Origin of the sequence: Minwuia sp., assembly GCF_048263705.1 — a bacterium.
GTDB lineage: Bacteria > Pseudomonadota > Alphaproteobacteria > Minwuiales > Minwuiaceae > Minwuia.
In genome coordinates, this window is the sequence record NZ_JBLXDV010000011.1 from 40755 (window position 1) to 59132 (window position 18378).

21 protein-coding genes, 1 tRNA gene and 1 pseudogene are annotated in these 18378 nt (G+C 63.9%); 8 read left to right on the forward strand and 15 right to left on the reverse strand.

Annotated elements, in window-relative coordinates:
- Nucleotide 1 precedes the first annotated feature (1 nt).
- From ACN0X7_RS15380 to ACN0X7_RS15405, 6 genes are all read right to left on the reverse strand, one after another.
- On the reverse strand, nucleotides 2–598 hold the full coding sequence (locus ACN0X7_RS15380) for a PilW family protein (RefSeq protein WP_417518829.1): 597 nt from the start codon (nucleotides 596–598) through the stop codon (nucleotides 2–4).
- A complete protein-coding gene (locus tag ACN0X7_RS15385; protein ID WP_417518831.1) occupies nucleotides 595–1272 on the reverse strand; it encodes a type IV pilus modification PilV family protein in 678 nt (225 codons plus the stop codon). Before ACN0X7_RS15385 ends, ACN0X7_RS15380 begins: the two co-directional genes overlap by 4 nt.
- Nucleotides 1256–1984 carry a type IV pilin protein gene (locus tag ACN0X7_RS15390; RefSeq protein ID WP_417518833.1) on the reverse strand — a complete coding sequence of 243 codons (729 nt, stop codon included), beginning with the start codon at nucleotides 1982–1984 and terminating at the stop codon, nucleotides 1256–1258. The genes ACN0X7_RS15385 and ACN0X7_RS15390 overlap by 17 nt, the downstream gene beginning before the upstream one ends.
- 153 nt (nucleotides 1985–2137) lie before the next feature.
- A tRNA-Gly gene (locus ACN0X7_RS15395) sits at nucleotides 2138–2212 on the reverse strand.
- A gap of 105 nt (nucleotides 2213–2317) precedes the next feature.
- Entirely contained in the window at nucleotides 2318–2920 is a 603-nt protein-coding gene (locus ACN0X7_RS15400) for an HD domain-containing protein (RefSeq protein WP_417518834.1), read from the reverse strand.
- Between the two features lie 52 nt (nucleotides 2921–2972).
- The gene (locus tag ACN0X7_RS15405) at nucleotides 2973–3740 is read right to left on the reverse strand and encodes a glucose 1-dehydrogenase (protein ID WP_417518836.1); all 768 of its coding nucleotides are present in this window, start codon (nucleotides 3738–3740) and stop codon (nucleotides 2973–2975) included.
- Between the two features lie 92 nt (nucleotides 3741–3832).
- Between ACN0X7_RS15405 and ACN0X7_RS15410 the strand changes: the two genes are divergently transcribed.
- The 6 genes from ACN0X7_RS15410 (at nucleotide 3833) to ACN0X7_RS15435 (ending at nucleotide 9336) form a co-directional block, all read left to right on the forward strand.
- Complete coding sequence (locus tag ACN0X7_RS15410; protein WP_417518838.1) at nucleotides 3833–4579, forward strand: SDR family oxidoreductase; 747 nt, start codon at nucleotides 3833–3835, stop codon at nucleotides 4577–4579.
- Between the two features lie 26 nt (nucleotides 4580–4605).
- Nucleotides 4606–5394 carry an enoyl-CoA hydratase-related protein gene (locus ACN0X7_RS15415; RefSeq protein WP_417518840.1) on the forward strand — a complete coding sequence of 263 codons (789 nt, stop codon included), beginning with the start codon at nucleotides 4606–4608 and terminating at the stop codon, nucleotides 5392–5394.
- 171 nt (nucleotides 5395–5565) lie between these two features.
- Nucleotides 5566–6732, forward strand: a complete 1167-nt coding sequence (locus tag ACN0X7_RS15420; RefSeq protein WP_417518842.1) for an acyl-CoA dehydrogenase family protein — start codon at nucleotides 5566–5568, stop codon at nucleotides 6730–6732.
- Between the two features lie 9 nt (nucleotides 6733–6741).
- A complete protein-coding gene (locus ACN0X7_RS15425) occupies nucleotides 6742–7947 on the forward strand; it encodes a CaiB/BaiF CoA transferase family protein (RefSeq protein WP_417518844.1) in 1206 nt (401 codons plus the stop codon).
- Between the two features lie 22 nt (nucleotides 7948–7969).
- On the forward strand, nucleotides 7970–8428 hold the full coding sequence (locus tag ACN0X7_RS15430; protein WP_417518846.1) for a MaoC family dehydratase: 459 nt from the start codon (nucleotides 7970–7972) through the stop codon (nucleotides 8426–8428).
- A complete protein-coding gene (locus tag ACN0X7_RS15435; RefSeq protein WP_417518848.1) occupies nucleotides 8425–9336 on the forward strand; it encodes an HpcH/HpaI aldolase/citrate lyase family protein in 912 nt (303 codons plus the stop codon). Before ACN0X7_RS15430 ends, ACN0X7_RS15435 begins: the two co-directional genes overlap by 4 nt.
- On the opposite strand, the gene thiL is transcribed toward ACN0X7_RS15435, so the two are convergent.
- The 9 genes and pseudogenes from thiL to rpiB form a co-directional block, all read right to left on the reverse strand.
- On the reverse strand, nucleotides 9327–10280 hold the full coding sequence (gene thiL / locus ACN0X7_RS15440; RefSeq protein ID WP_417518849.1) for a thiamine-phosphate kinase: 954 nt from the start codon (nucleotides 10278–10280) through the stop codon (nucleotides 9327–9329). The two genes, ACN0X7_RS15435 and thiL, sit on opposite strands and share 10 nt — an antisense overlap.
- The gene (nusB, locus tag ACN0X7_RS15445) at nucleotides 10277–10774 is read right to left on the reverse strand and encodes a transcription antitermination factor NusB (protein ID WP_417518851.1); all 498 of its coding nucleotides are present in this window, start codon (nucleotides 10772–10774) and stop codon (nucleotides 10277–10279) included. The genes thiL and nusB overlap by 4 nt, the downstream gene beginning before the upstream one ends.
- On the reverse strand, nucleotides 10771–11223 hold the full coding sequence (locus ACN0X7_RS15450; protein WP_417518853.1) for a 6,7-dimethyl-8-ribityllumazine synthase: 453 nt from the start codon (nucleotides 11221–11223) through the stop codon (nucleotides 10771–10773). The genes nusB and ACN0X7_RS15450 overlap by 4 nt, the downstream gene beginning before the upstream one ends.
- A 3-nt stretch (nucleotides 11224–11226) precedes the next feature.
- Nucleotides 11227–12342, reverse strand: coding sequence for a 3,4-dihydroxy-2-butanone-4-phosphate synthase (ribB, locus tag ACN0X7_RS15455; protein WP_417518855.1), 1116 nt, complete (start codon nucleotides 12340–12342; stop codon nucleotides 11227–11229).
- Between the two features lies 1 nt (nucleotide 12343).
- On the reverse strand, nucleotides 12344–12940 hold the full coding sequence (locus ACN0X7_RS15460; RefSeq protein WP_417518857.1) for a riboflavin synthase: 597 nt from the start codon (nucleotides 12938–12940) through the stop codon (nucleotides 12344–12346).
- Between the two features lie 9 nt (nucleotides 12941–12949).
- A pseudogene (gene ribD, locus ACN0X7_RS15465) lies at nucleotides 12950–13979 on the reverse strand (bifunctional diaminohydroxyphosphoribosylaminopyrimidine deaminase/5-amino-6-(5-phosphoribosylamino)uracil reductase RibD).
- Nucleotides 13980–13995: 16 nt separating this feature from the next.
- On the reverse strand, nucleotides 13996–14463 hold the full coding sequence (nrdR, locus tag ACN0X7_RS15470) for a transcriptional regulator NrdR (RefSeq protein WP_417518859.1): 468 nt from the start codon (nucleotides 14461–14463) through the stop codon (nucleotides 13996–13998).
- 32 nt (nucleotides 14464–14495) lie between these two features.
- A complete protein-coding gene (gene glyA / locus ACN0X7_RS15475) occupies nucleotides 14496–15794 on the reverse strand; it encodes a serine hydroxymethyltransferase (RefSeq protein WP_417518861.1) in 1299 nt (432 codons plus the stop codon).
- 18 nt (nucleotides 15795–15812) lie between these two features.
- Complete coding sequence (gene rpiB, locus ACN0X7_RS15480) at nucleotides 15813–16259, reverse strand: ribose 5-phosphate isomerase B (protein WP_417518863.1); 447 nt, start codon at nucleotides 16257–16259, stop codon at nucleotides 15813–15815.
- A 299-nt stretch (nucleotides 16260–16558) separates the two neighbouring features.
- Here rpiB and ACN0X7_RS15485 point away from each other — a divergent pair, with 299 nt between their 5' ends.
- Together ACN0X7_RS15485 and ACN0X7_RS15490 are read left to right on the forward strand one after the other, a co-directional pair.
- The gene (locus ACN0X7_RS15485) at nucleotides 16559–16996 is read left to right on the forward strand and encodes a MucR family transcriptional regulator (RefSeq protein WP_417518865.1); all 438 of its coding nucleotides are present in this window, start codon (nucleotides 16559–16561) and stop codon (nucleotides 16994–16996) included.
- A gap of 107 nt (nucleotides 16997–17103) precedes the next feature.
- Nucleotides 17104–18312, forward strand: coding sequence for an ABC transporter substrate-binding protein (locus ACN0X7_RS15490; protein WP_417518867.1), 1209 nt, complete (start codon nucleotides 17104–17106; stop codon nucleotides 18310–18312).
- Nucleotides 18313–18378 lie beyond the last annotated feature (66 nt).

Consider the following 18378-nt stretch of genomic DNA (forward strand, 5'->3'; position numbering starts at 1 on the left):
CTCAGTTCGCCCCTTCGGTCATGCGGGTGATGATGGTGCGATAGTCTTCGGATTCCGCACCGGGTCGGCGCTGGCGGCGCTGGACATGCAACGGGTCCGCGAGGCCGAGACCCGTTTCGACGGTCCGCCCTGCCACACTGCGTGTCGTGGCCTGCAGCGTCGGGTCTTCGGCGATCCAGCCGCGCACGGTCAGGACATTTCCTTCTCCCGTGCAGTCCGGCAGGGGATCGTTCGCCGCGATGCATGTAATTGTCTGATCTGCGCTGCGGTCACCGTCGATCTGCAGGCCGTTGCCCGAAAGGGTCAGGCGCCCATTCGTCCGCAGTCCCGCAGGCACCGCCTCACCTGTCCGCACGCCGCGCACCTGACCGGTACCATCGGTGCCGGTCGCACCGCCCGACGCCGTGCCGCCATGGGTCAGGATCTCGAAACTCTGGCGCGCCTGATCGTTCATCCGCGCGCGGGCTTCCGTTTCTGCATGAATCTCAGCGCCCTGCAGCAGCAGTTCCCAGGTCACCAGCATCAGGAACGACGCGATCGCGCCCGCGATCATAAGCTCCGGCAGGGTGAACCCGCCATGTTGCCTTCGAGGGCTCATCGCCAGCGTCCCACGATGGTCTTGAGCGGCAGGATTCGCACCACGTCATCGCTGGAGGTCGGTGTTCCACCGACCAGCCGGAACGGGTAGTCCAGATAAAGCGTGATCTCCCGGCAGTTGGCTCCGTCCACGCCGCCCGCGAAGTCGAAACACAGACCGCTACCACCGGCAGTTGCGCCTTTGGGTTTTCCGGCTGGAATATCGAGTTCGCTCCAGCTCACACGCCCCAGAATGCCACGCTGGCGATCGATCCAGACATAGGCGCGGTCAGTGCTGTCGGGGCTGTTGTCGTCCAGCAGCACCAGCGCGTCGGGCCCGGCCTCGAACGTGGCGACACTGTCGGTCACAAAGGCATCGGCGCCGGTCGGCATGAAGGCATTGGCCGCGGTTCTGTAGACCGCACGGTCATCGGCAAACCCGGCAGGCGCGCCATAGCCATTGGTATCCAGTGCCACGCTGTCGCCGAAGGCCGTCAGATTGTAGAGCGCGGACAGTCTTTCCATCTCGCCATTCAGAACGAACACGGCCTTCTGTCGGACGGTCGTATCGATGGAGCGTTCGGCAACAGCGGCCCACACCTGCGTCAGGCCGAGCACGAGCACCGAAAGGATCACGCCCGCCGCCATCACCTCGATCAGGGTGAAACCGCGAATCTGGTCAGGGCAGCATCGCATCGGTCAGACTGATCCCCCCATTCCAGACATGTCTGATGCCACGCGCGCTGGTGGCCGTGTCGACGCCGTTGACCGGCGAGGGATATCGCAGCACCACGGCCAGCCCCTGCCGTCCCGGTTCGCCCGACGCGGCGGCCTCGACCCATCCTTCGGGTGGGCGCTTCGATGTATGCGGCGTGCAGGTAACGCTGTTCGGGCCGGTAATCACGCCCGTGGTTTCGCGCAGGATGGCCCAGACCTCGAATTCGGGAGTGGGGTCTCCGGCTTCTGTCGGCGAGATGAACCCGCCGGCCACGGTCGAGGCGCAGAGATTTGTGTCCGTGCAGACGAACACGAAGCAGAAATCGCCGTTCTCCTCCACGCGCAGCCCCAGGCCCGCGTCCAGATCGTCCTCGCTGGTCGTGCCGGCCCCGCAGCAATATTCGCCGTTCTCGATGAAATGGATGCGCTGGCGGGCCTGAATCTGCGCCAGTTGCGGCAGCGCGCTGTCCAGGCGGCTTTCCAGAATATGCGCGCGGAAATGCGGGATGCCGATCGCCATCAGGATCGCAACGATGGACAGGCTGACCATCAGTTCCACCAGAGTGAAACCAGATTGCCGAGAACGGGTCCGGATTTCAGAGCGCGAAAGATACATCGAATGATGGGAACACAACGGGCTTGCGGAAGCGTTAACCCGCGCGGATCTGCATGTGCCGCCGACGCGGTCCATGCAAAAAAAAGCGACCTACTTCCAGACGGCAGGGACAGGTGTCGAAAAAAGAAAGCGTCAGCTCGGCAAGATAACATCGCTTGCGGCGACCAGGTCCGGTTACGATTGTAACCTGGACCTGAAACCGCACGCGGCCTAAGCCACTGAATTCACTGGAGCGGGCGAGGCGATTCGAACGCCCGACCCTAACCTTGGCAAGGTTATGCTCTACCCCTGAGCTACGCCCGCTCGTGAGGCCGTGGATTTAGGACAAATCCCCCGGGCTGGCAAGGGGCTTGTCGCCACTGGAGACGGAAAAAATTTCAATCCCCGCCGGCCCTCGCCCCGATCCGGCTACATGGCCTCGACGGCAGCCTTGTAGATCGACCGCTTCGGTTTGGCCACGACACGCGCAACCATCGGGCGGAAAGCCTCCAGCGGCATGGACTCGAAGTTCGGGTCGAACGCGGCGGCATCGTACTTCTCGCAGAAGTCTGCCGTACGCTGGAACGCCGGGTGACCGCGGAACTGTTCGCGCATGTCGCGGTCCAGGCCCAGGTGGTGAAAGAAGTAATAGCCCTGGAAGATGCCGTGCTTCTCGACCATCCAGTGGTTTTCCTCCGACACGAAGGGATGCAGGATCGTCGCCGCCAGGTCCGCGTGATTGTAGCTGGCCAGCATGTCGCCGATGTCGTGCAGCAGGGCGCAGACGACATATTCCTCGTCCTCCCCCGCCTGGTGCGCCTTCGTCGCGGTCTGCAGGCTGTGTTCCAGCCGGTCCACGGCAAAGCCGCCGAAATCCCCCTTCAGCAGCTGCAGATGCGTCAGCAGCCGGTCCGCCAACCCCTGTGAGAACGGCTTGTTGTGCCGGGCGATGATCTGCCAGTCGTCCAGCGTGCCGTCCCGCATGTGATGAAACTGCGCCTGATCGCCCGCCGCATGATGATTGTCTGCCATGTCCCGTCCCTTCCCGATTTCCCTGTTGTGCTGTCTTCGCGCGCGCGAACCCCTACGGTCCCGCGACCATGCCGCCATCGACCGGCAGCGCAACGCCGGTCACGTAGGACGAGCGGTCCGACAGCAGCCAGCAGGCCGCCTCGGCGATCTCCTGCGGTTCGCCGAGACGCTTCATGGCCGTTGAATCGCTGGTGGCGTCCATCGCCTTCGGGTGATGCCCCATCAGCGTATCCAGCATGCGTGTCTTGATCGGCCCCGGACAGACGGCGTTGACGCGAATGTCCTTGCGCGCGAATTCCATGGCGGCGGCCTTGGTCAGACCGACGACGGCGTGCTTGGACGCGATGTAGGCGGGCATGTACATGGCACCCGCGATGCCGGCGATGGAAGCGGTGTTGACGATGGACCCCTTCGCGCCCGCCTTCAGCATCGCCTGGATTTCGGCACGCATGCACAGGTAGACACCGGTCTGGTTCACGCCGACCACACGATTGAAATTCTCCAGCGTGGATTCGTCGGTCCGCGCCCAGTCGCCTTCGATGCCCGCATTGTTGAACGCGCCGTCGATCATGCCGTGGCGCTTGATGGTTTCGCTGACCAGCCGGTTGGCGTCATCCTCGCTGCCGACATTGGCTTCGATGGTTTCGATGGCCTGTCCGGCGTCTGACGCGATCCGGGCGGTTTCCGCCAGCCCGTCGGGATTCAGATCGGCCGCGATCACGCGCGCGCCTTCCTTTGCGAACAGCACTGCCGCCGCCTGCCCGATGCCGCCCGCCGCACCGGTGACAAGGATCGAACGTCCCTCCAGCATACCACTCATGATTTCCTCCCCTTTGCTTTCCATCCCCGATTGGTAAGCTAGCGTATCAAATCTGTGAGACAGAAACAGATGTTATCGGGGGAGGGTGAGCCATGCGTGGTCTGAAGGACAAGGTTGTCATCGTGACGGGAGGCGCCAGCGGCATTGGCCGGGCCGTCTCCGGACGGCTGGCCGAGGAAGGCGCGAAGGTGGCGATCCTCGACCTGAACGGCGACGGGGCCAGGGCTGCTGCCGGCGAGATCGGTAATGGCGCCAGGGGCTATGCGCTCGATATCGTGAATCACGGTGCGGTCGTTGCGGCGGTCGATCAGGTCGAGAACGACCTCGGACCGGTCGGCGGACTGGTGAACAACGCCGGCTGGGACAAGATGGTGCCCTTCCTGAAATCCGATCCGGAACTCTGGAAGAAGATCGTCGACATCAACCTGTTCGGGCCGGTGAACGTGACCCACGCCGTTCTGTCGAAGATGGCCGAACGGGGTGCCGGCCGGATCGTCTCGGTCGCCTCGGATGCGGGCCGTGTCGGCTCGACCGGCGAAGGCGTCTATTCCTATTGCAAGGGCGGGGTGATCGCCTTCATGAAGACCCTGGCCCGCGAGCACGCCCGGCAGCAGATCACCTGCAACACCGTCTGCCCCGGTCCGACCCAGACGCCGCTGTTCGACGGTTTCGACCCCGACGGCAAGATCAAGACCGCGCTGGAACGCTCGATCCCGCTGCGCCGTCTCGGCCAACCGGAAGATTATCCGGGCATGATCGCCTTCCTGCTGTCGGACGACGCCGCCTTTATCACCGGACAGGTGATCAGCGTCTCCGGCGGACTCACCATGAACGGCTGACAGCCATCACACACAAGGAAAAACCCATGGAATTCAAGGATATCATCTATGACGTCACGGATAACACCGCGACGATCACCATCAACCGGCCCGATGTCTACAACGCCTTCCGCTACAATACCGTCGTCGAACTGATCGAGGCGCTGTACGACGCCGGCTACGACAAGAGCATCGGCTCCATCGTGCTGACGGGCGCGGGCGACAAGGCGTTCTGCACCGGTGGCGACCAGAAGAACCACGACGGCCAGTATCAGGGCGGTGTGCGCGGCACGGTCGGCATGCCGGTCGAACAGCTTCACGCCGCGATCCGCGACATGCCGAAACCGGTCATCGCCAAGGTGCGCGGCTATGCCATCGGCGGCGGCAACGTGCTGGCGACATTGTGCGATCTTACACTGGCGGCCGACACGGCGATCTTCGGCCAGGTCGGACCGAAGATGGGCTCGGTCGATCCGGGCTATGGCACCGCGCTGCTGGCGCGCTGCGTCGGCGAGAAGAAGGCGCGCGAAATCTGGTACCTGTGCCGCCGCTACTCCGCGCAGGAAGCCTGCGACATGGGTCTGGTCAACAAGGTCGTGCCCGAAGCCGATCTGGACGCCGAGGTTCGGCAATGGTGTGACGAGATCAACGAGAAGAGCCCGACCGCCATCGCGCTCGCCAAGACCTCGTTCAACGCCGACTCCGAGAACATCAAGGGCATCGGCGGCCTCGCCTTCCAGGCACTGCGCCTCTACTACGACACCGACGAATCCAAGGAAGGCGTCTCCGCCCTGAACGAAAAGCGCAAGCCGGATTTCCGCAAGCACTACAAGTGACCTCCATCGTGGTCATCCCCGATGACGCGACGCGGCACTCTGGGATCCGGGCGGAAGGTCATGCCGGGCCCGTCCCGGCATCCGGTCAAACTAGAAAACTGGCGGCGAAACCGCTCCGGACCCCGGCATACAGCCGGGGTGACCGGCTGAGAAAGCGAAGAGGGGTCTTCCATGTCCATCGATTTCACCGAGGAACAGCTTCAGATCCGCGACACGGTTGAACGCGTGTGCGCCGATTTCGGCGATGAGTACTGGCTGGCACGGGACGACGACGGGGTGTTCCCCGAAGACTTCTGTCGCGCCATTGCCAACCAGGGCTTCATGGGCATCGCCATGCCCGAGGAATACGGCGGCGCCGGTCTGGGCATCACCGAAGCGGCCATGATGATGCAGGCCATCAGCCAGTCCGGCGCGGGCAACGGGGGCGTGTCATCGGTCAGCATCACGGTCTTCGGCCTGAACCCGGTCGTGCGCTACGGCACCGAGGAGCAGAAACGCCGGATGCTGCCGCCCGTCATGCGGCGCGAGGACATCGCCTGCTTCGGCGTGACCGAACCGAACACCGGCCTGGACACCACGCGCCTGAAGACCCGCGCCGTGCGCAAGGGCGACCGCTACATCGTCAACGGCCAGAAGATCTGGACCTCGACCGCGCAGGTCGCCAACAAGATCCTGCTGATCGCCCGCACCGCCGACGAAAGCGAGACCGAAAGGCCGATGGACGGGCTGAGCCTGTTCTTCGCCGATCTGGATCGGGATCATGTCGAGATCCAGCGCATTCCGAAGATGGGCCGCAAGTGCGTGGATTCGAACTCGGTCTTCTTCGACAATCTGGAAATTCCGGTGGAGAACCGCATCGGCGAAGAAGGCAAGGGCTTCCGCTATCTGCTGGACGGCATCAACCCCGAGCGAATCCTGATCGCGGCCGGGCTGGTGGGCCTGGGCCGTGCGGCGATCAAGCGGGCCACCGACTACGCGAACGAACGCGTCGTCTTCGGGCGACCGATCGGCATGAACCAGGCGATCCAGCACCCGCTGGCCGAGAGCTGGGCCGAACTGGAGGCCGCGAACCTGATGGCGTTCCGTGCGGCGCAGCTCTATGACCGCGGAGAGGATGCGGGCGCGATGGCGAACGCCGCGAAATACCTGGCGGGCGAAGCCGCGTTCAAGGCCTGCACCAACGCCGTGATGACCCACGGCGGGATGGGATATGCAAAGGAATACCACGTCGAGCGCTACTTGAGGGAATGCCTGATCCACCGCATCGCCCCGATCACGCCCCACCTGATCCTGTGTTACATCGCCGAGCGGGTCCTCGGCCTGCCCAAGAGTTACTGAGGCCGCACGATGACAGCCAAACCGCTCGACGGTGTGCGCATCGTCGATCTGTCGAACCTGCTGATGGCCCCGTACGCGACACAGATTCTGGGCGATCTGGGCGCGGACATCGTCAAGGTCGAAGCCCCGGACGGCGACCCGGTGCGCGGGATCGGCCCGTTGCGCAATCCCGGCATGGGTCACATCTTCCTGTCGGTGAACCGGTCGAAGCGGAGCATCGTGCTGGACCTGAAACAGCCGGACGGGCTGGCCGCCATGAAGGCGTTGCTGAAAGATGCCGATGTGCTGCTCTACAACCGCCGGCCTGTCGTGATGGAACGTCTCGGCCTGGGGTATCGGACCGTGGCCGACATCAATCCGCGCATCATCTATGCGGGCCTGTTCGGATACGGGCAGGACGGCCCCTACGCGGACAGACCGGCGTTCGATGATCTGATCCAGGGCGCCATCGGCATTCCGCGCGTCACGATGGAGGTCTACGGGCAGGAGCCGACCTACGTCCCGGCAGCCATCGTGGATCGCGGCGTCGCGCTGTGGGCGGTGGGACAGATCAACGCCGCGCTGTTCCATCAGTCTCGAACGGGCGAGGGTCAGCGCATCGACATACCCATGTTCGAGATGATGACGAGCTTCATGCTGGGCGAACATCTGGGCGGCATGGCGTTCGAGCCACCGCTCGGCCCGCCGGGTTACAAGCGGCTGTTCGCGCCCGACCGGCGTCCGTATGCGACCAGCGACGGCCATATCTGTGTGCTGATCTATACCGACAGGCAGTGGCGTTCCTTCTTCCGGGCCATCGGGCGCGAGGCCGAACATGACGCCGACCCGCGCTTCGCCGGAATGACGGCGCGCAACGAGAACATCGCGAGCATCTACGCTGACCTCGCTGCCCTTCTGAAGACACGCACGACGGCGGCGTGGCAGAAAGTGCTGGACGACGCGGACATTCCTGTCATGCCGATGAACAGCCTGGACGACCTGCTGGCCGACCCGCACCTGGCGGCGACCGGCTTCTTCCAGGTGAGCGAGCACCCGAGCGAAGGCACGATCCGCGACATGGCCGTACCCAGCACATGGTCCGCGACCCAGCCCGCACCGACCCGCCATGCGCCGCGCCTGGGCGAACACAGCGTCGAAATCCTGAACGAAATCGGGTACGACGAAGAGACGATCAACCGAATGCTGGCGAGCGGCGCGACCGCCCGCCCCGCATGACAGCCAATCTGGGGAGAGAGAAATGGCCGGACTGTATTACGAAGAATTCGAAGTGGGGATGGAGTTCAAGCACGCGCTGACCCGCACGGTCACCGAAACGGACAACCTGATGTTCTGTGCGATGACCCACAATCCGCAGCCGCTGCATCTGGACGAGGAGTTCGCCAAGAACACCGAATTCGGCGGGCGGCTGGTCAACAGCCTGTTCACGCTGGGCCTGGTGATCGGTGTCTCGGTCGGCGACACGACGCTGGGCACCACCATCGCCAATCTGGGCATGACCGACTGCCGCTTCGCGAACCCGGTCTTCCACGGCGACACCATCACCTGCGTCACCAAGATCCGCGCGAAGCGCGAAAGCAAGTCGCGGCCCGATGCGGGCATGGTCGAGTTCGAGCACTATGGCTACAACCAGCATGGCAAGGAAGTCGCCTACTGCGTCCGCACCGGCTTCATGCGCAAGCGGCCCGCAGAAGCATGAGCGCGGACAAGAAGCCGGAGATCATCCGGTCATGGATGTTCGTGCCCGGCGACAGCGAGCGCAAGCAGGTCAAGGGGCCGCAGAACCCGGCTGACGCGCTGATTCTGGACCTTGAGGATTCGGTCTCCGACGACCGTCAGGATATCGCCCGCGAGATGACGCAGGAATTCCTGAAGTCTCACACCGACCGTGAACGGCAACGGCTGTACGTCCGGATCAACCCGCTGGACACGCCCCTTTCGCTGCCCGATCTGGCTGCGGTGATGCCCGGCGCGCCGGACGGAATCGTATTGCCCAAGGTCTATTCGGCGGTGGATGTGAACACGCTGTCGACCATGCTGGATATTCTGGAGGTGCGTGAAGGGATCGAGGCCGGATCGACCAGGATCTGCTGCGTGGCAACCGAGACGGCCGCCTCGCTGACCACCTTCCACACCTATCTGGACAATGTCAGCCCGCGCCTCTCAGCGCTGACCTGGGGCGGCGAGGACCTTTCAGCTGCGCTGGGGGCAAGCACCAACCGGCATCCGAAGACCGGCGAGTATGACGCGCCGTTCCAGTTGGCCCGCACCCTGTGCCTGTCCACCGCGCGGGCCATCGGTGCCCAGCCGGTCGGCGTCGTCTATCCGGACTTCCGCGATCTGGACGGATTGCGCGACGAATGCCTCTACGATCTGCGGTCGGGTTTCATCGGCAAGATCGCGATTCATCCCGCCCAGTCGGAGGTGATCAACGATGCGTTCACGCCGACGGCGGAAGACATCGCCCACGCACAGCGTGTGGTCGACGTGTTCGAGCAGAATCCGGGACTGGGAACGGTGGGCATGGACGGCATGATGCTGGACATGCCGCATCTGAAACAGGCGCGCAACGTGCTCGCCATGGCCGAACTCGCGGCTCAGAAGTGACGCCAGCCGGGGCGGTTGACCGTGACCGGTTGGCCGTCCCGCATGACCTTGACGCCCGCACCGTCGATGACGCGCCCGATCTGCGTGACCTGAACCGCCGCCTCCGGCAGACCGGCACCTGCCGGCAGCGTGAAGGCGAGTTCATAGTCGTCGCCGCCGTTCAGCGCGATGTGCGCCAGGTCCGGGTCGGCACCGATCAGACGGCGCGTGGCATCGGAGACGGGTACGGCAGCCAGATCGATCTCGATCCCGACAGCCGAATGCTTCGCGATATGGCCCAGGTCGGCCAGCAGCCCGTCGGAAACGTCGAGACAGGCCGATGCCCGCCCGACCAGCGCCTGCCCCAATGCGACACGGGGCTGCGGCAACCGATAGCGTCCGCCCAGATAGTCCGCGTCCTGATCGGAAACGACGGCTTGCTGCTGGAGGACGCGCAGTCCGAGCGCCGCATCGCCAAGCGTCCCCGAGACAAACACGCGGTCCCCCGGCTGCGCCCCGTTCCGGCGCAACTCTGCGCCCCTTCTGACAGCACCGAAGGCCGTGAGCGAGAAGCTCGCCGGACCGGGCGTCGATGTCGTGTCGCCGCCGAAGAGGCTGATGACGAAGGTCCGCTGGTCCTCGGCCAGACCGGCGCAGAAGGACGCGAGCCAGTCCCTTCCCTTCGTCCGGTCCAGCGACAGCGACAGCATGTAACCGGCAGGCCGCGCGCCCATCGCCGCAAGGTCCGACAGGTTCACGCGCAACAGCTTGCGGGCGATCAGGTCGGCGGGATCGTCGGGCAGGAAATGCACGCCCTCGACCATCGCATCCTTGGTGACGGTCCAGGCCTCGCCGTGGCCGAGACGCGGCAGCAAGGCGGCGTCATCGGTCAGGTTGAAGGCCGTATCTCCGGCGAGCGGCGCAAGCAGATCGGCGATGAACTCGAACTCGCCGAAGCCGCTCATCGCACCTTTTTCGACAGTTCGTCCGCACGCACCTTGCGGGCGATCCGGTCCAGCACCGCATTGGCCAGCGAAGGTTCGGCACCGTTGAAGAACGCATGGGACAGGTCGACATATTCGTCGATCACCACGCGGGCGGGCACATCGATCCGGGCCAGCAGTTCGTAGGCGGCAACCCGCAGCAACGCGCGCAACAGCATCTCCAGCCGGTCGATGGCATAATCCAGGCTCAGGCTGCTTTCGACCAGCTGATCCAGCTCCTGGCGCCGCTGGTGGCAACCGGCGACCAGATCGCTGAAGAACTCCCGGTCGGCGCTGATCACCGGCTCCCCGTCCAGATCATGTCCCAGCCGATGCGCCTGGAACTCGGCGATCAGGTCATCGACGCGACCCTCGTTGATCTCCAGCTGATAGACGGCCTGCACGGCGTGCATCCGCGCGGTGCTGCGCTGCCTGCGGGCCTGCCCCGCACCGGACGATGACCGGCGTCGGCTCATGCGTTGCCCGCAAACTGCCGGCGCAGCTCGATCATGCGCAAGGCCGCCTCGGCCGCACCGCCACCCTTGTTCTTGTCGTTCGGATCGGCCCGGGACCAGGCCTGCTCCTCGTTCTCGACGGTGATGATGCCATTGCCGATGGCGACACCGTCATAGACGGTCAGGTCCATCAGCGCGCGGGCGGACTCCTCGGAAACCAGATCGTAGTGCGTGGTCTCGCCGCGGATGACACAGCCCAGCGCCACATAGCCGTCGTAGTTTCTCTTGCCTTCGATCACGGCGTTCTCGGCCATCGCGATCGCCCCCGGAATTTCCAGCGCGCCCGGCACGCTGATCCGTTCGTAGGTCGCTTCGGCAACCGTCAGCGCCTGCAGCGCGCCACGCGCCAGCCCGTCGGAAATCGTCTCGTAATAGGGTGCCTCGACAATCAGCACATGCGGTCCGGCCATAGCCTATCTCCCCTTCAGTTCGCGTGTACCGACGATTTCGAGATTGTAGCCTTCCAGCCCGATCACATGCTTCGGCGAGTTGGTCAGCAGGACCATCTTGCTGACGCCCAGATCGCTCAGGATCTGCGCACCGATGCCATAGTCGCGCAGATCCGCCAGCTTGGCCTTGTCCTGGCTCTCCTGCGCCTGCAGGAACTCGGAAATGCGCATGTGCCGGGATTCCCGCAGGAAGACCAGAACGCCCCTGCCCTCGTCCGCGATCTCGCGCATGGCCAGTTCGAGACGGCCGGCCTTGCCGCCGGTCTCGCCGAACAGGTCCGGGTTCGGATCATAGCCATGCATGCGGACCAGCACGGGATCATCGCCGGAAATGTCGCCCTTCACCAGGGCGATCGATTCCGCATACGACACCTGTGAATCGAAGACGATCATCTGGAAGGCCCCGCCGAACTCGCTGTCCAGCACGGTCTCGTGGCTGCGCGACACCAGCTTGTCGGAGCGCCGGCGATAGGCGATCAGGTCGGCAATCGTCGCGATCTTGAGATTATGGTACTGCGCGAACCGGATCAGGTCGGGCATCCGCGCCATGGTGCCGTCGTCGTTCATGATCTCGCAGATCACGCCCGCCTCGCGCAGGCCGGCCATCCGCGCGATATCGACCGCGGCCTCGGTATGTCCGGCCCGCTGCAGAACACCCCCGCTCTTGGCGACCAGCGGGAAGACATGGCCCGGCGTGACGATGTCGGCCGGCCCCTTGTCGGGGTCGATGGCGGTCTGGATGGTCAGCGCGCGATCATGCGCCGAGATGCCGGTCGAGACGCCTTCGCGTGCCTCGATCGAGACCGTGAATGCCGTGTGATGGCGGGTCCGGTTGTCCTTGGACATCAGATCCAGCCCCAGATGTGCGACGCGCTGTTCGCTCATCGACAGGCAGATCAGTCCGCGCCCGTACTTGGCCATGAAGTTGACGGCTTCGGGCGTTGCGAACTGGGCGGGAATGACCAGATCGCCCTCGTTCTCGCGATCCTCGTCATCGACCAGAATGACCATGCGGCCGTTGCGGGCGTCCTCGACCACGTCCTCGATGGAGGACAGGTACTGCGTGAATTCAGAGCTCATTTCAGGCCTTGGCTTTGGTGTCAGCTAGACGCGCGACATAGCGCGCCAGAATGTCGATTTCCATGTTCACGGGATCGCCTTCGGCCAGACGACCGAATGTCGTGCGTTCCTGCGTATGCGGAATGATGTTGATCTCGAAGCTGTCATCGCTCACGCCGTTCACGGTCAGCGACGCACCGTTCAGGGTCACGGATCCCTTCTCGGCCACGAACTGCGCCAGATCTTCGGGCAAGGCGAAGACAAAGCGCCGGCTGTCGCCCACGGGTTCGATCTTCAGGATTCTCGACAGGCCATCGACGTGACCGGTCACGATGTGACCGCCCAGTTCGTCACCGACGCGCAGCGATCGTTCCAGATTGATGGCCGCCCCCTCACCCAGGCTGCCGATGGCCGTCCGGTCGAGGGTTTCCTGGCTGACATCGACCGCGAACCACCCCGGTCCCTTGTCGACCACGGTCAGACACACGCCATGACAGGCAATCGACGCGCCCATGTCGATGGAGGCGGTTTCGTAGGCGGTTTCGATGACCAGCCGCAGGTCGCCGCGCGGCTCGATGGAGCGGATACGACCGATGTCAGTGATGATGCCAGTGAACATGCGGTTCTTTTAATCCGCGCGGCGATATGTTTCCAGCACATCGTCGCCCAAAATGCGGCTGCCGGTATGCGTGAAGGCAGGGGCATCCGATAGGACCTCCAGCCCGAAACCGCCGATGGCGGGCAGCCCGTCACCGCCGATCACCCTGCCCGAGCGGTAAAGAGAGATGCGATCGACCAGATTCGCCCGGATCAGCGCGGCGGCCACCAACGCGCCTCCTTCCACCAGCAGACGGGTGATTCCGGAGGCCGCGAGCGCTTCGAGCACCCGCGTCACCGAAGGCAGACCGCTGCCGTCAGGTTCGGTTTCGAAAACGCCCGCGCCCGCATCGGTCAGCGCCTGGACCCGCGTCTGATCATGCTGCGGAGCACAGAAGACCAGCAGCGGTACATCGGATGCCGTCCGTACCAGATTCCCGGTCAGAGGCAGGGACAGGCGGCTGTCCAGCCCCACCCGGACCGGCGCGCGCCGTGCCGGATCCGATCAGAATCGCATCGTGCGTGGCCCGCAGCATGTGCCCTGCGCGCCGTGCCGCCGGTCCGGTGATCCATTGCGATTCACGTGTCCGCGTCGCGATCCGGCCATCCAGCGTGGTCGCGAGCTTCAGCGTCACCAGCGGGCGTCCGATGGTGCGGTTCAACAGAAATCCCTGATTCAGCTCGCGCGCTTCACCGGTACAGATGTCCTCGCGAACCTCGATACCGGCCTCCCGCAGCATCGCCAGCCCTCGTCCGCTGACACGCGGATCGGGGTCGGTGAGCGCGACGACGACCCGAGCCACACCGGCCTGGATCAGCGCGTCGGCACAGGGTCCGGTTTCACCGTGATGGCTGCAGGGTTCCAGGGTCACGTAGGCGGTGGCACCGCGCGCCTGGGCGCCGGCCTGCGCCAGCGCGACCGTTTCCGCGTGGGGACGTCCGCCCGGCCATGTCCAGCCGCGTCCGACAATCAGTCCATTGCGGACGATCACGCAGCCGACCGCCGGATTCGGCGCGACCCGGCCAAGGCCCCGCCGTGCAAGGGCCAGCGCGTGGCGCATGTGGCGCCGGTCTGTGTCAGTCGTCGTCGTCGGTCCGGCCCAGTTCGCGTCCGATGAAATCCTCGAAATCCGCCGCCTCGCGGAAATTCCGGTAGACCGAGGCGAAGCGGACGTAGGCGACCTGATCGATATTCGCGAGCGCGCGCATGATCAGTTCGCCGACCGTCTGCGACGGAATCTCGGATTCGCCCGAGCTTTCGAGTTGGCGGACAATCGCGTTGATCATGCGGTCCACCCGCTCCGGGTCGACGGGGCGCTTGCGGATGGCGATATCGATGGAGCGGGCGATCTTGTCCCGGTCGAAGGGCACGCGCTGGCCGTTCTTCTTCACCACGGTCAGTTCGCGCAGCTGAATGCGCTCGAACGTGGTGAAGCGGCCACCGCAGTTGGGACAGAAGCGCCGTCGCCGGATCGCGGTATTGTCTTCGGTCGGCCGCGAATCCTTCACCTGGGTATCGGCGTTATGGCAGTACGGACAGCGCATCTGGTTCCCCCTCGCGACTCAGCAGTCGTCGATCATATGCCCTGAGTGTAGATCGGGAAACGCCCGCATAGTTCGACGACCTTTTCCCGCGCGACGGCTTCGGCATGCGAATTGTCGCCGTTCGATTTGGCATAGGCCTCCAGGACGTCGGCGATCAGGTTGCCGACCTGCCGGAACTCGGCTTCCCTGAAACCGCGCGTCGTACCCGCAGGCGTGCCCAGCCGGACGCCGGACGTGATCGTCGGCTTCTCGGGATCGAACGGCACGCCGTTCTTGTTGCAGGTCATGTGGGCGTTTTCCAGCGTGTGTTCGGCATCCTTGCCCGTCACGCCCTTCGAACGCAGGTCGACCAGCATCAGGTGCGTGTCCGTGCCGCCGGAGACGATGTCGAAGCCCCGCTCCATCAGCGACCCGGCAAGCGCCGCGGCATTGGCGACAACCTGTTTGCTGTAGGCCTTGAACTCAGGCTTCAGCGCCTCGCCGAAACCGGCGGCCTTGCCAGCGATGGCGTGCATCAGCGGACCGCCCTGCAGCCCGGGGAAGACGGCGGAATTGATCTTCTTGCCCAACGCGTCATCGCGGCTGAGGATCAGGCCGCCGCGCGAGCAACGCAGCGTCTTGTGCGTGGTCGAGGTCACCACGTCGGCCCATTCCAGCGGATTCGGGTGAATGCCGGCTGCCACCAGACCGGCGAAGTGGGCCATATCGACCATCAGGATCGCACCGACCTCGTCGGCGATATCGCGGAACTTCTGGAAGTCGATGACGCGCGGATAGGCGGACCCGCCTGCCACGATCAGCTTCGGCCTGTGTTCACGCGCCAGCGATTCGACCTGATCGAAGTCGATCAGCGCATCGTCGCGCCGGACGCCGTACTGGATGGCATTGAACCATTTGCCGGACTGGTTGGGCGGCGCGCCGTGGGTCAGGTGCCCGCCCGCGTCCAGCGACATGCCCATGATGGTGTCGCCCGGTTTCAGCAGCGCCATGAAGACCGCCTGGTTGGCCTGCGCGCCCGAATGCGGCTGCACGTTGGCAAAGCTGCAGTCGAACAGCTTGCAGGCCCGCTCGATCGCCAGCTTCTCGGCGATGTCGACAAACTCGCAACCACCGTAATAGCGGCGGCCCGGATAGCCCTCGGCATACTTGTTGTTGAAGACGGTGGCCATCGCCCGGATGACCGCGGGACTGGCGATATTCTCGGATGCGATGAGTTCGATCTGGTTCTGCTGACGGTCCATCTCCAGCCCGAACGACTCGAACAGTTCGGGATCGTCGCGCTGCAGATCCTTGTTCCAGAAATCAGCGGCTGCGTAGGCGGCTTCTGCCATGCGTTTGTTCCTTCGAATCTATGCGTTGTCGGGCGCCTGGCCCAGCTTGTCGACGCGGCGCTGGTGGCGGCCGCCCTCAAAGTCGGTCGTCAGGAATGTTCTCACACACTCCTTCGCGGTCTCTATCCCTGTCACCCGCGATCCCAGCGCGAGGACATTTGCATCATTGTGCAGCCTGCATAGCCGTGTTGTCGTCACGTCATGACACAGGGCCGCCCGTACGGCGGGTTCGCGGTTGGCGGCGATCGAGATGCCGATCCCGCTGCCACAGACCAGAACGCCAAGGTCGGCCCGCCCGTCGCGAATTTCCTTCGCTGCTGCAGCGCCGAAGTCGGGATAATCGACCGATGCGGTATCATTGGTTCCCACATCCGCAATCTGATGGCCCATATCAGCAATCAGCGCCTTCAAAACCTGCTTCATTTCGAAACCGGCATGATCTGAAGCAACAACGACTGTCGCCATCCGGAAGCTCCTTTGCGAGAACGATGGGCGGGGCATACCATATGTTGTTCGCATTTGCGAAGCCCGTGAATGTCGCGCCCGCGACATGCCCGGATCCGGTCCGCACTTCGCGATAAACAGGGTATTATTCAACCACAAACAGTGCGTCAAAAAACTGCACCTAAAAGTTGCAGTAAGTTAAGCGCATTAAGATTGCCTGATCAATATCGGCGAAATTTCTGGTGCAATTCATAAAGATATCGTCAAAGTTGCACACGCAAGACAAGTTGAAACAACCAGTCAGGAGCCGGGAGGGACACTTGGACAAAGAAGACAAGAGATTGCGGGCGGCAACCAATCAGTCACATCTAATACTCACGAGTAGAATTTCCGCTGCCTATTTTTCGAACAATTCGGCAAACCCAGAAGAAGTCGATACTGTGATCAAACGTATAAATTCAACTCTGGGCGCGTTGGCGAATGGAAACCACGGCAAACCACAACCTAAGCCTGAACCCGCAGTATCGATAAAACAGTCCGTGACGCCGGATTACCTTATCTGCCTGGAAGATGGAAAGAAGCTGAAAATGCTGAAGCGCTATCTGAAGGCCCGGCACAACATGACCCCCGACGAATATCGTGCGCGCTGGAACCTGCCTGCCAGCTATCCGATGGTCGCGCCGAACTATGCTAAACAGAGATCGGAGTTCGCCAAGAAGATCGGTCTGGGCAAGGCGGACGGCGGCAAATCCGGTTGATCTGGCAACAATAAAATGCCGCGCAGTTGGTCAACCGCCCTTCCTGCCGACGGCCACTAGGTCTAAGACTGCTCACTGAAGCATTTTCCGACAGGAGGGTTGAAGAAATGCACACATACGGGAAATCATTGCTGGCAGCGGTTTGCACGGCGGCACTGCTGGCATCGGCACCGGCGATGGCCGACGTCAAGATCGGTTTTCTGGGCGGCTATACAGGCCCCATCGAAAGCCTGACGCCGCCGATCGCCGAAGGTGCCAAGCTGGCTGCGACCCACGTCAACGACCAGGGCGGCATCCTGGACGGCCAGACGGTGATCATGCCGACCGGCGACACCACCTGCGCCGACGCCACCGCCGCGGCCAACGCCGCCGACCGTCTGGTGAACGCCGAGAAAGTCACCGCCATCGTCGGGGCCCTGTGCTCAGGCGCGACGATCTCGGCGGCCAACAACGCCGGCATCCCCGGCAACGTCGTGATGGTGTCACCGGCATCGACGTCACCGGCCCTGACCGGTCTGGCCGACAAGGACCTGGTGTTCCGCACGGCACCGTCAGACGCCTATCAGGGCGAAGTGCTGGCCCGGCTGATCCAGTCGAAGGGCATCAACAACATTGCGATCTCCTATGTGAACAACGACTACGGCAAGGGATTTGCCGAGGCGCTGTCGTCGGCGTTCGAGAGCGGCGGCGGCACCGTGGCCGCGTCGGAAGCGCATGAGGACGGCAAGGCCGACTATCGCGCGGAAGTCGGTTCGCTGGAATCGTCGGGCGCCGAAACCCTGGTCGTGCTGGCATATGCGGATGGCTCGGGTCAGACCATCCTGCGTCAGGCCATCGAGAGCGGGCTGTTTTCGCAGTTCGTCGGGGGCGACGGCATGGTGGGCGACGCGCTGCTGGATGCCATCGGCGCAGACCGGCTGTCGACGATGGTCGCCACCAAGCCTGGCACACCCGATATTCCGGGTGCCGGCAAGTTCAGCGTGATTGCGCGGGCCGCCGGTATCGATCCGACCGCCGTCTTTGCCGCACAGGCCTATGACGCGGCCTTCCTGCTGGCACTCGCCATCGAGAAGAACGGTTCGGCCGACCGGGCCGGTGTCTCTGCGGCGCTGCGCGAGGTCGCATCGGCACCGGGCGAGGTGATCCTGCCGGGTGAATGGGCCAAGGCCAAGGCCGCCCTCGCCGCTGGCAAGGACATCAACTACGAAGGTGCCACCGGCAGCCATGAATTCGACAAGGCCGGCGACGTGCCAGGCGTGATCGTCGAAATGATGGTCAAGGGCGGCAAGTTCACGGAAATGGGCGTGCTGAAGTAGGCAACCCGAAAATCCGATCGGCGAAGCCCGGGCGGTCCAGCCGTCCGGGCTTTTTCGTGTCTGCGC